Source organism: Sneathiella sp. D3-11 (genome assembly GCF_055809395.1).
Genome location: NZ_CM147911.1, coordinates 1160895 through 1172895, shown reverse-complemented (window position 1 = coordinate 1172895; position 12001 = coordinate 1160895). Strand labels below are relative to the sequence as shown.

The window sequence follows — 12001 nt, the reverse complement described above, 5'->3', positions numbered from 1 at the left end:
CAACAAACCCAAGTTTTTTGACGGCGCGGACATTGGTGAGCTGATGCTCCTGTCTTATAACAGTGTTCGGGATAAAGCTGGAAGCTGCAGGCTCTCTAGTGGAGTGTCACCTTCCGCTCGATGATACCCCACTATAGTCTATTTTATTTTAGGCTGAACAGACTGTTTTTGATCAAACATCTTTTAACGTTCATTTAGTGCCCGATGGTGCTACCCATCGCGTGCTGCAATCGTTGAAATGTCAGGTCATCCCATGTTGCGGAACCATAATTTTCGGCAAAATTACGGTTTGGTCCTAGCAGTATGGACTGGTCGGTATCTATGCCTAACGCACGTACATACTCATCGTCTGTAATTACGAATTGCGTTTTATACGGAAAGAGGAAGCTTCCCTTGCGCTGACTGAATTGCTCTTGCGCTTCCTCATAATTTCGGCACCAGATATTCAGTAACCCTGTGCATTTGTTATTGTACCAAAGCACGCCCATATCATCGCCAATATGGGCAGATCCACCGAGAATATGGCTGGCATGCTGCCAACTTTTAAATCCGGCTAGACGGGATACTGCTTTCAGCGCGTCTTTATGCTGGAAAGGAGGTTCTTGCTTGCCAAATTTGCTTAACGTTTTCAGGGCTTCCGGCTTTTCCTGAGCGGCGGCCTTCAGCAGAATACGGCTGCGGATTTTTAGTTCCGCGAGTGAACGGCAGGCAATGGGCTTGTTTTCGGAAATAGACATATCATAACTCCAAAGTTTTATCGGCGTCCCGCGAAGCCAAACTTGTAAGTATAAAACATGTCGGTATCTGAAGTTGTTTCAGGGTGATGTCATCTTGAGCGGGCAGGCGCACCTGAGAACCTGCGGCCAATATAGGCATAGTTTATTGCGAGTCAATTCTTGATAATACTGACACGGGTATTTTTCCGTTTCGCTTGTCTGACTTAGTGGGTTAAGCTTCGCGTTATGCTGACGGGAGTTCCACGTTGCAAAACCAATAATAAGGAAGCAGCATGACCCAAATGAAAAGTAAGACACAGTTGCATGGGATGGATGCGACGCTCGCACGCACTCCATTTTTCTATGGATGGGCGGTTGTCGCCATTGTCTTTATCACAATGGGGATCGGTGTAAATGTCCGAACCTCTTTTTCATTGCTATTTCCTTCTATTCTGAACGAGTTTGGCTGGGATCGGGCGACAACCGCCGCCGCCTTTTCGATCGGCTTTGCGCTTGCGGCAATTCTGGCACCGATCGTGGGCAAGCTTCTGGAATTTGTTGCGCCACGATATCTTCTCTCGGTGTCTGCTGTCACAGTGAGTATCGGCCTGATAACTTCCACATTTGCCACTCAGCCTTGGCATTTTTACCTCACTCTTGGCGTGCTGATGGTGGGAACCGGAATAGTCTTGACCTATGTCGGACAGTCGATGTTTTTGCCGAACTGGTTTCAGCGTCGCCGCGGCCTTGCGGTAGGAATTGCTTTTTCAGGGGTTGGAATAGGCTCCATGATTCTGATGCCCCTTATCCAGGAAACAATTTCAGCAGAGGGCTGGCGGGACGCTTGTTGGCTGATGGCGTGGCTGTTGCTGGTTGTCATTCTACCACTCAATTTCTTTTTTCAGCGTAAGCAACCTTCTGATATCGGTCTTTATCCTGATGGCGATGCCGCACCGGATCAGGAACAAACACGTGGTCAGCAGGCTGCGGCCGATCCTGTGGTGGATCATGCTTGGGTTAATACGGACTGGACGATAAAAAAGGCGATAAAAACAGGGACGTTCTGGTGGCTGTCCCTTGCGTGTTCGACGGCGCTTTATGTCTGGTATGCGGTGCAAGTGCATCAAACGAAATACCTGATTGAGATTGGCTTCTCCGATCTGGAAGCCGCGTCAGCTTTGGGCCTTGTTGGTTTTGCCGGAGTGCTGGGACAGATATATCTTGGTAATCTTTCTGACCGTATTGGTCGGGAATGGGTGTGGACCATCTCAACAGCGGGTTTTCTGCTTAGCTGTGTCTTGCTATTGATTATGGAGCATGTACCAAGTGCAGCGATGATGTATGCCATGGTCATCTTGCAAGGCGGTCTCGGGTATGGTGTAGCAACTGTCTATGGGTCCATGCCTGCCGACCTGTTCCAGGGACGGGGCTACGGCATTATTTTTGGAACGATTAGCACGCTCGCACTGGTTGGCGGTGCCGTAGGGCCTTGGCTTACAGGGCTTTTCTATGATGAGGCCGGAAACTATCATCTTGCCTTTTATGTCATTATTGGCATGTCGATATTGTCAATCATGTCAGTCTGGCTGGCAGCGCCACGAAAACGGCGACTGGTTGCCGGGCAGGCGCAAAAACGTGCAGCAAGAGCGACTGTAAACTAAACATGAATTTCAAACGTAGTGGATTAAAGACATGACGGGGAAAAGCAGGATCGCACTTGTCACGGGTGCGGGGGCAGGGATTGGCAGGGCCGTATCTCTTGCACTTATGAAGAACGGTTATCATGTCGTACTGGCAGGGCGAAAACGCGAAACCCTTCAGGATACGCTGGACCTTGCAGGTTCGGCGTCTGCCAACGGGTTGGTGATCCCAACTGATGTAAGCGATCCGGCGTCGGTTGAAACCTTGTTTAATAGGCTCCGGAAGGAATTCGGACGACTTGATCTTCTTTTTAACAATGCCGGTATTGGCGCGCCACCCGTAACACCGGACGAGTTGGCCGTTGATCTCTGGCAGAATGTGGTGAACACGAACCTTAATGGCTCCTTTTATTGCGCCCGGGCGGCATTTGGCCTTATGCGAGAGCAAAGTCCGATGGGCGGCCGGATCATCAATAACGGGTCGATTTCGGCACACGTACCCCGCCCGAATAGCATTGCCTATACCTCAACGAAGCATGCCATTACCGGGCTCACAAAATGCCTGTCGCTGGATGGACGTGCTTTTGACATCGCGTGCGGTCAGATTGACATCGGCAATGCGGAAACCCCGATGACAGCAGTTATTAAAAAAGGTGTCCCGCAGGCCAATCTCTCGATTGCGCCAGAGCCTGTCATGGATGTTGAAAATGTTGCCTCCGCTGTCCTTTATATGGATAGTCTGAGCTTGGAGGCGAATGTTCAGTTCATGACGATTATGGCAACGAAAATGCCTTTTATCGGCCGCGGGTAATGCGAGACTTTCAATTTGAGATTTCATACATATATCTAACCGATCGTTCCAATATATTTGAGAAGGAAAGTCAGGTGTATTATGTCCAACTTGCGAAAAGTGAACCGAGTTATTCATTCTGTTGAAGCTTCCGACGGGGCCGGTGTAAAGCTGCGCCGCTCAATCGGATCGGAATTGATATCGGAGCTAGACCCGTTTCTGCTGCTCGATAACTTCGGCACTGAAAACCCGGATGATTATATCGCAGGCTTTCCTTCTCATCCCCATCGCGGTTTTGAGACCGTGACCTATATGATTGACGGTCAGATGCGGCACAAGGATTCGACCGGTGCGGAAGGCGTGCTCGGTCCGGGTAGTGTCCAGTGGATGACTGCCGGGCGCGGGATTGTGCATTCCGAAATGCCGGAACAACGTGAGGGTCGGATGAGTGGGTTTCAGCTCTGGGTCAATTTGCCCGCGAAGAACAAGATGTGCACGCCGCGGTATCAGAACATTGATCCTGACGATGTACCGGAGGTGGTGCTTGATAATGTGACACTTCGGGTGCTTGCGGGCGAGGTAGATGGTCCTGACGGACCTGTTATGGGGCCAGTGAGGGGTGTTGTGACAGATCCCATCTACATAGATGTCTCGCTGGAGGCAGGTGGTCGATATCGTCATGCGGTGCCAGAGGGACATACGGCGTTTGCCTATGTATTTGATGGCACCGTTGATGTCAGCGGCCAAGAGGTAATCCAGCATCATCTCGCGATCCTTTCGGATGGGGGGACGGTTGAACTTTCGAGTGAAGTTGGTGGTCGGGCCATTTTGGTCGCCGGGCGACCTATTGGAGAGCCTGTGGCACGCTATGGCCCGTTTGTGATGAACAGCTTTGATGAAATACAGCAGGCTGTTCGGGATTTCCAGACAGGCAACTTCTAACCTTGCTTGATTGACCGGGGAAAGGCCGTTAGGATTTTCCCCGGCTTAATTGTCTCCATAGAGAATGACGAAAAAGGACTTGCCCCAATGACAGTAGATATTTCTTCCCCGATTACCCTTCCGTGCGGTGTTTCGGTTAAAAACCGGATTGCCAAGGCCCCGATGACGGAAGGGCTGGCTGACCCGATGAACCGTGCGACGGGACGCCATGTCACGCTTTATAAAAAATGGGCCGAAGGCGGCGCAGGTATTCTAGTGACGGGTAATGTTCAGGTGGACCGCCGATATCTGGAGAGGCCGGGGAACGTTGTCATTGATCAGAATGGCGGGCTGGAGGAACTTCGCGCATTTGCTGCTGCGGGGACGTTGAATGATACTCTTCTGTTTATGCAGATCGGTCATGCAGGGCGGCAGACACCGCGCCGTGTGAACCCCCGGCCGGTCGCTCCGTCAGAAATTTCAATGACACTGCCTGATAGTGCCTTCGGCGCCCCGCGCGCACTCACATCCGAAGAGGTGGAGGATGTGATCAAACGGTTTATCCATGTAGCGACTGTAGCCAAGGAAACAGGATTTTCCGGTGTTCAGGTTCATGGTGCGCATGGCTATCTGATTTCCGAATTTCTCTCGCCCCTCGCCAACCAGAGGACAGATCAATGGGGTGGTAGCCTTGAAAACCGCGCCCGTCTTTTACGCACCGTTGTGCAGGGTATTCGGACGGCAGTAGGTCCGGAGTATCCGATTTCCGTTAAACTGAATTCGTCGGATTTTCAAAATGGCGGTTTTAGTCATGAGGACTGCCTGCAGGTTGTGAAATGGCTGGAGGAGGACACGGTCGATCTCCTTGAAATTTCTGGCGGCAACTATGAGAATCCCGCCATGATGATTGGTGCACGCGGCGCGGATGAAATTCGCAATTCGACCATCACTCGTGAAGCCTATTTTATGGGATATGCCAAAAGCATTCGCGACGCAACGAACGTTCCCTTGATGATCACCGGCGGGTTTAGAAGCCGTGCGGCAATGGACGCGGCACTTGCGGAGGGGAATGTGGATGTTATCGGGATCGCACGCCCGATGTGCGTCGACACGGATGCGCCGAACCAATTGCTCGCTTCGCCGGATGCCAGCACGATAGCATATGAACAGACTATTAAACCGTCAAAAGGCGCGCTCGGCTGGTTTTGCCTCAATATCATCCGGATCGCGGAGGGCAAAGGCGCAGATCCAGACATGACTGGGGAAGAAGCGATTACGGCTTATCTCGAAAATGAAGAACGAACCGCCTCAGCAATGGAAAGTGTAAATACAAAATAACCGGTTAAAATTGTAAGTTAGTGTATGTTATTTGCAGGTTTTTCTGCTCTTGAGGTAGTAAAGCTGATCTTTGCGAGCCTGTAGCGTTTCCAGGTTTTCCTTGGCTTCATCATTATTTTCAGCCGCAATTGCTGGAAAGATAAACAAAGCACCGAGGTAACCGACAATTTGGTTCTTTTTCCGATCTCCTTTAATTACTAATTCATTGTCTTCGATCGCTTCATTTACTTTCGCAAGTTCCGTATCAAGCTCAATGCATGCCTTAGAGAGATCAGATTCGTTTATATTTAGCGAATTAATGATTTCAGCGTCTGACATATTTACTCGGCTAACCGGAAGATCTGGGGCGGATCTTGCACAACCAAATAAAAGCAACAGAGTGAGCGCGGCTGTAAAATAATTGCGAAATTTTCCATGATAAAGTGCCCGCATAGCTATTTTATTACTCTTTCGTACAACTGAAATACTAAATAATCATTCGTTGAAGGATACTGCGCGCCCTTTGCCTTCCAAAGCTCCCCAACTGAAAAATGAAACGCCGACTGAACCATGTCTTACAAAAATGACTGCATCCGCCCCAATCTCGGCAGCTTTCTCTTTGAGTGCTTCATTCACCATTTCGGGTGTGGGATCAGCATTGAAGATGGTTGTCTTGTTTACGGTTACTTCAATGTCGCCGATAACAGAATATTTTTTATCTGTGATATCGCCCTCGGTAAGGATTATTTTTGATGGATCCTTTTTCTCGGATTCTGAAACGCTAGTAATTTCAACAGCCTTGCCGTCATTCGTAACCTGTGAGTCTGACCAAGTGGAGCAAGCGGAAACGAGAAACATCAAAGAAAATATTACGATAGCTTTTTTAAACATTTTAAAATCCACGACTATTCATGCTGATCAATGAAACACCAATGAGGAATTTACCCTTATTAGTGAACAATATATGCGTGTGTCATTGTTTGCAAGAATTTACGTGTATTACCTGAGGGAAAATTAGACCGTAGATTTAGTATAATTTGATTGCGGTCAATGCGGCTTCAGGCAGATATTAGTAGGTTTGAAGCTCATTCAAAGGGGGGAAAGGTTTATGTTCGGTAATCCGTCATTGATAACGCGCATTGCGATTGGCAAGTTTATTGGTCTGTTTTTCGGCTTGATCGGCTTTTTCGTAATGCCATATATCTGGCCCGAAGGTGATATGTTGCTGCGGCTTGGTGTATTGTTTTGGTACATCACAGTTGGTGCATTTATTGGCGTTTTCGGCGTGATGGACTGGCACCCCATACTCCGTATGCCGCTGCCTTGGTGGTTCCGCGCGCCCTGGATTGGCGGCTGGATGAACTTCGTCCTTACCCTCTTTGCGTATGATACGTTTCAGCAAATGATGCTCTATATTTTCGGACCTGACTTTCCTTTCTTGTCGCCTTTCTGGTTTATTCTGGAAGGTGCAGTTATCGGGTTAATCATTGGGTATTTCGCGACGAAGTTTGGTGGTGAGGGCAAAGCCACAGTGCCCGAACAACCTGAATAGCCGTTGTAAAGGCCGGTTGTCAGGCCCTGTTACTGTTGACGCATAATCTCTCTTTCGACGGCCTCCAACCGGTCCTTGCCGAAGAACATTTCGTCGCCAACAAATACCATCGGTGCGCCAAAGCAACCGCGCTCGACGGATGCGCTCGTATTTTGGATAAGGACGTCTTTGATGGATTGTTCCTGAATACGACCAAGAATATGTGTGCCATCAAGGTCGACGGCGTTTAAAGTGGTGGTGATCACTTCCGGGTCATCCATCTTCTTTTCATCTTCCCACATGGCCATGAACATCGCGTCTGTATATTGCGCAGAATAGCCTTCATCTTCGGCAACGATTGCCCCGCGCATCATCTGAACGGTGTTAACGGGAAAATGAGGGTTCATCTTGAATTTTGCGAGTTTATGTTCCTTGATAAAGCGCATTGTTTCTAGACGCGCGTAGTCCATTTTGAGAGGAATATCTGCAAATTGCTGCATGGGTGATTTATTGTTAGTCATCTTGAAGACGCCGCCCAGCAATATCGGGAAATAGGTGAACTTTACCCCGGTTCTTTTCTCAATCTCGGGAATGGCTTTATGCACAAAGTAGCAATTTGGGCTGCCAAAATCATAGTGAAGTTCGACATTTATCGTCATCCGATGATTCCTTTTTTGTTTTTTGTTGCCGTGGTAAACTGCAGTCTGAACCGGGAGGCGACAAGAGACAAGAGTTGTCTTATGCTACTCAGACATAAACAATAATAATATCGACGGGAGCGGTAAAATGAATGAAATCTCCAATGAGAGAGCAAAGTTCAGCCAGATGACAGACGGCACAGCGGCCGACTACAAGATCATTTCTGACAATTTCAAAGTTTTTTCCAAGGAATTGCCGAACAGGGTTCTGAATCACTTGAAGCTATTGGAAGGTGATTTTGGTGGCTTTTCTGTGGATAGACTTGAGCATTCCTTGCAAAGCGCCACACTTGCCCATCAGGACGGTCAGGATGAGGAATATGTTGTTGCGGCGCTGCTGCACGACATAGGTGATACGCTGGGCACTTTCAATCATGCAGATATTGGCGCGGCAATGTTGAAGCCTTTCGTGTCGGAGAAGATCCACTGGATCCTCGAAAAACATGGTATTTTCCAGGGCTATTATTTTTTCCACCATATTGGCTTGGACCGGGACATGCGCGAACAGCACCGCGGTCATAAGTATTTCGAGGATTGTGCGCATTTCTGTGCCGCCTATGATCAGGCTGCGTTTGACAAAAATTTTGAGTCAGCGCCATTAGAATATTTTGAACCGATGGTACGCCGGGTCATGGCCTCGCCCAAGCAATCCATTTATCTGATGGAGTAGAGGCTCTTCCCCGATAGCCTCTATATCTTTGTCTCAATGGCTGAGGGTGTTTGCGCCTTGCGGCTGACCTGCAATTCCCGGTGGGAAATATAGGTCGCCGCCCCAATGATGACAGCACCACCGATCATGACGTAGGGGTCTAGCGGTTCGCCAAATACCAGTAAACCCAATATTGAGGCCCAGACGAGTTGTAGAAAACCGAGTGGTTGGGTCACTGTTATGGGCGCAGCCTGAAAGGCACGGGTCAGGGTGTAATGACCCGCCGTCGCAATAATGGCGGCCAGAGAAAGCCAGGCGAGTTCATGTGTCGTCGGAGCGCGCCATTGTATGATTGCGCCCGGCAATAGGGTGACAGTACATCCCAAGGAAAGCATGCCGACGATCATGGATGAACTCTGGTTTCCTGTGAGCTTTTTCGCAATAAGAAACGAAACAGCAAAGAGCGGGGCCGCGCAGAGTTGTGCAAGCTGGCCAAGCTGAATCTCCTGAAAACCGGGCCGCAAAATAATAAGCGCGCCGATAAACCCCGCAATGACGCCGCCAATTCGCCGAAACTGAAGTCTTTCGCCCAGAAAGATCGCCGCACCAATAGTGACAAAAATCGGAGCGACGTAACCAATTGCGGTTACTTCTGCAATCGGAATGCGGGCCATGGCGTAGAACCAGAGCATAACACCGACTCCATGGACGAGACCTCGTGAAATAAACAGCTGGGCGTCCCGCTTATTTGGCATGCCCGGCCAATGTCTAATAACCATGGGGAGAATAATCAGTGACCCTAAACAATAGCGAATAAACGCGGCCTCAATCGCGGGCATATCAGAGCCAAGATGGCGAACAATCCCCGTCATGCCGACAAAGAGAAAACTCGTCAGTATCATCCAGGCGATACCTTGCAGGGTCGTGCTGTTTTTCAGGGAACTGGATACTGACATGCGCTGGCCTTTTTATTTTTATTGCGGCGCCTGCACAAAGTTGTTCAAGCAAAGCTGTCGCGCCAAGATTCATTTTAAGACGCGCGACAGCTTTTGACTACTTTATTTCGGATAGCGGTAAACTTGATGGTAGAAATTCAGAAATCCAAATCCTCGTTTTGGGTCAATTAATGTTCCATTATGCCGCGGTGAGCCTGATCGCCCCAAAGCTCTTCTACCTTGGCATCCCGACCGCAATTGAAGCGGTAAAAGCTATATCTTATTGGGTTTATCTCAGCATAGTTTTGGTGATAGTCCTCTGCAGGGTAAAATGTCATAGCACTTCGGATGGGAGTAACAACAGGATCATTCAATAGCCCCGAGGCATTAAGCTCAGCTTTGGAATTTTCGGCGGTTGTTTTTTGGGTATCGCTGGTCGTGAAAATAGCCGTCTTGTAACTTTCGCCGCGGTCGCAAAACTGGCCGCCGTCATCGGTTGGATCGACACTCCGCCAGAAAATATCCAGTATACTTGCATATGAAATCTTGTCTGGATCAAAGATGATTTCGACGGCTTCAAAATATCCGCTACCGCCCGCCGAGACAGACTTATATGTCGGATTGGGTGATTCTCCCCCGATATAGCCTGAGGTCGTCTTCAGCACGCCAAGGACATGATCAAAATCTGACTCCACACACCAGAAACACCCGCCTGCGACAATGGCTGTTTCCTCAGCTGCAGCAGCTTGAGATGCGATGCCGACAGCCCCGCTCATGACAATGGCGAATGCCAACATAACTCTTTTAATGGGCGTATAAATCTTCTGCATTAACGAATCTCCGCTTCACGACGTAACTAAACACTGGTCGACTAAGTGGGCTAATTACGTTGGGATTACCAGAGCATCTCGCAGAAAGTTGATATCACAAAAAAGTCAGCGGATCGGGTGAGTTCAGGCCGCTTTTTCGTTTTTCGGCATGGCCGGACCGAATGGACGGTCTCCCGCGACTGTTGTCCGGTAAAGCGCTCGTCGATAACCATCATAGTCGTTGAGCGCAAGATGCATCGCCGCCCGATTATCCCACATGGCAAGAGAGTTTTTCCGCCACCGGAACCTGCAGGTAAAAATCTCGCTGACCGAATGACGATAGAGCTTTTCCAAAAGCTCCCGACTATCTCGTTCGGACATATCCTTAAACCGGATTGTGTAAACAGGGTTGATGAATAGCGCTTTACGCCCTGTTTCCGGATGAATTCTGACAACGGGATGCTCGATTTCATCATGTGCTTCTTCAGACTGGATGATCGTCATCGACTTCCGCTTCTTGGTGCCAAGAATGCTTTTGCCTGTGCCGTAAGAGCGACGCGCGGAGTGAATCGCCACCAGCGGATCGATGAGCGTCTTCATACCGTCCGACAGGGTTTCATATGCAAGGTACATATTGGCAAACATTGTATCACCGCCATAGGGCGGGATATCATCCCCAAACAAAATGGTCGCCATCGGCGGATTTTCCTGAAAGGACCAGTCCGAATGCCAATGGCCGCCGAAATTTATGGTCTTTACTTCTTCTGCTTCTTTGACGACGGCAATTACCTCCGGATGCTCTCCCATTGTCTTGACATATGGTTCAATGCCAAATGGCCCAAATTGGGAGGTGAAGTTCTTTAGATCTTTGATATCAAGCGGCTGATCCCGGAAAAAAACAACTACATGCTCGAGGAAGGCCGCACGAATTTCTGCCACTGTTTCTGCGTCAAGGTTGGTGAGATCAACGTCGAAAATTTCCGCACCGACTGTTCCCGTTAAAGGCTCAACTGAGATTTTTTTATACGCCATTGTTCTTTATCCCTGCTTTTATTTATTTTTTTAGAACATTGAACTTTATTCCGCATAGCCCGGCAATTGACGGTCAAGCTTACGCAGGAGGGCTGTCCAGGCAATCCCGGAAACAGCGGTCAGGCCTTTCTCGCCCTGCTTTGCCGTTACTTCCACAACGCTATCGGATGGATAGTGAAGCTTGCGGCCCCCTGCGAGGCTGGCAACCTGCATTTCGCAGGCGCGCTCCAGGAAGTACATGCTCAAAAACGCATCGCGGACTGTTGGGCCGAGCGCGAGCGTGCCGTGGTTCCAAAGCAGCATCAAATCCTTGTCACCGAGATCCTTTTGCAGGCGCGGCCGTTCGTCATGATTAAGCGCGACACCTTCATACTCGTGATATGCAAGTTGCTCTCGGACGAGGAGTGCTGTCTGGTTGAGGGGCAATAACCCTTCTTCCTGTGTCGCGACGGCAGTGCCGGCCGCTGTATGCAGATGCATGACGCAGCCTGCATCGTGCCGCACTTCATGAACTGCGGAGTGTATCGTGAAGCCAGCAGGATTCACCGGATAGTCACTTTCACCAACTATTTCGCCGCTCAGGTCAATTTTGACCAGGGACGAGGCAGTAATTTCATCGAATGTCATACCATATGGGTTAATGAGAAAATGGTTGTCATCACCCGGTAGACGCGCAGAGATATGAGTAAAAATCAAATCATCCCAGCCAAATAGCGCGACCAAACGATAGGCAGCAGCAAGGTCGGTCCGGATTTCCCATTCGGTGGCACTGAATTGTTCGCGTCGTGATGATTTCTGTAGTTTAGCCAAGCTCATTCTAATCTCCCGTGTCAAGCTTCCGGGTTATGCTATTCATCTGAAAGCTGCGTACACAACCGGAATACATAAATTTTTATTTATTCTGAGGTTCAAGTGTAGCGGATTTTTTGATTTATGAACAATTCTCTTTTATCGGGCAATGTC

The 12001-nt window shown here is 49.2% G+C and carries 14 protein-coding genes; 6 read left to right on the top strand and 8 right to left on the bottom strand.

The genetic code is table 11. From position 1 onward, the window contains the following. Nucleotides 1-194: 194 nt before the first annotated feature. Complete coding sequence (locus AC0L73_RS06110) at nt 195-737, bottom strand: hypothetical protein (protein WP_227949284.1); 543 nt, start codon at nt 735-737, stop codon at nt 195-197. A 272-nt stretch (nt 738-1009) separates the two neighbouring features. Between AC0L73_RS06110 and AC0L73_RS06105 the strand changes: the two genes are divergently transcribed. The 4 genes from AC0L73_RS06105 to AC0L73_RS06090 all read left to right on the top strand — a co-directional run bounded on the left by AC0L73_RS06105 (nt 1010) and on the right by AC0L73_RS06090 (nt 5405). Further along, nucleotides 1010-2377, top strand: coding sequence for an MFS transporter (locus AC0L73_RS06105; RefSeq protein WP_227949286.1), 1368 nt, complete (start codon nt 1010-1012; stop codon nt 2375-2377). A 31-nt stretch (nt 2378-2408) separates the two neighbouring features. Then, a complete protein-coding gene (locus AC0L73_RS06100) occupies nt 2409-3167 on the top strand; it encodes an SDR family oxidoreductase (RefSeq protein ID WP_473655130.1) in 759 nt (252 codons plus the stop codon). Nucleotides 3168-3248: 81 nt separating this feature from the next. Next, nucleotides 3249-4088, top strand: a complete 840-nt coding sequence (locus tag AC0L73_RS06095) for a pirin family protein (RefSeq protein WP_473655129.1) — start codon at nt 3249-3251, stop codon at nt 4086-4088. An 87-nt stretch (nt 4089-4175) separates the two neighbouring features. After that, the gene (locus AC0L73_RS06090; protein ID WP_473655128.1) at nt 4176-5405 is read left to right on the top strand and encodes an NADH:flavin oxidoreductase/NADH oxidase family protein; all 1230 of its coding nucleotides are present in this window, start codon (nt 4176-4178) and stop codon (nt 5403-5405) included. A 27-nt stretch (nt 5406-5432) separates the two neighbouring features. Here the strand turns inward: AC0L73_RS06090 and AC0L73_RS06085 are convergent, their stop codons facing one another. Both AC0L73_RS06085 and AC0L73_RS06080 read right to left on the bottom strand, forming a co-directional pair. Next, nucleotides 5433-5837, bottom strand: coding sequence for a hypothetical protein (locus AC0L73_RS06085; RefSeq protein WP_473655127.1), 405 nt, complete (start codon nt 5835-5837; stop codon nt 5433-5435). Nucleotides 5838-5879: 42 nt separating this feature from the next. Beyond that, entirely contained in the window at nt 5880-6275 is a 396-nt protein-coding gene (locus tag AC0L73_RS06080) for a hypothetical protein (RefSeq protein ID WP_473655126.1), read from the bottom strand. Between the two features lie 217 nt (nt 6276-6492). Between AC0L73_RS06080 and AC0L73_RS06075 the strand changes: the two genes are divergently transcribed. Next, nucleotides 6493-6936 (top strand): hypothetical protein, encoded by a 444-nt coding sequence (locus AC0L73_RS06075; protein WP_473655125.1) that lies wholly within the window; start codon nt 6493-6495, stop codon nt 6934-6936. Nucleotides 6937-6965: 29 nt separating this feature from the next. On the opposite strand, the gene AC0L73_RS06070 is transcribed toward AC0L73_RS06075, so the two are convergent. After that, on the bottom strand, nt 6966-7574 hold the full coding sequence (locus tag AC0L73_RS06070; protein ID WP_473655124.1) for a DsbA family protein: 609 nt from the start codon (nt 7572-7574) through the stop codon (nt 6966-6968). Between the two features lie 127 nt (nt 7575-7701). Here AC0L73_RS06070 and AC0L73_RS06065 point away from each other — a divergent pair, with 127 nt between their 5' ends. Beyond that, the gene (locus AC0L73_RS06065; protein WP_227949301.1) at nt 7702-8283 is read left to right on the top strand and encodes an HD domain-containing protein; all 582 of its coding nucleotides are present in this window, start codon (nt 7702-7704) and stop codon (nt 8281-8283) included. Between the two features lie 20 nt (nt 8284-8303). Here AC0L73_RS06065 and AC0L73_RS06060 read toward each other — a convergent pair whose 3' ends face one another. From AC0L73_RS06060 to AC0L73_RS06045, 4 genes are all read right to left on the bottom strand, one after another. Continuing rightward, nucleotides 8304-9218, bottom strand: a complete 915-nt coding sequence (locus tag AC0L73_RS06060) for a DMT family transporter (protein ID WP_473655123.1) — start codon at nt 9216-9218, stop codon at nt 8304-8306. Nucleotides 9219-9385: 167 nt separating this feature from the next. Further along, nucleotides 9386-10027: a peptide-methionine (S)-S-oxide reductase MsrA gene (gene msrA / locus AC0L73_RS06055; RefSeq protein ID WP_473655122.1), complete on the bottom strand. Its 642-nt coding sequence runs from the start codon at nt 10025-10027 to the stop codon at nt 9386-9388. A gap of 123 nt (nt 10028-10150) precedes the next feature. Continuing rightward, nucleotides 10151-11038, bottom strand: coding sequence for a TauD/TfdA dioxygenase family protein (locus AC0L73_RS06050; RefSeq protein ID WP_473655121.1), 888 nt, complete (start codon nt 11036-11038; stop codon nt 10151-10153). Nucleotides 11039-11083: 45 nt separating this feature from the next. Next, complete coding sequence (locus AC0L73_RS06045) at nt 11084-11854, bottom strand: class II aldolase/adducin family protein (protein ID WP_227949310.1); 771 nt, start codon at nt 11852-11854, stop codon at nt 11084-11086. Between the last annotated feature and the right edge of the window lie 147 nt (nt 11855-12001).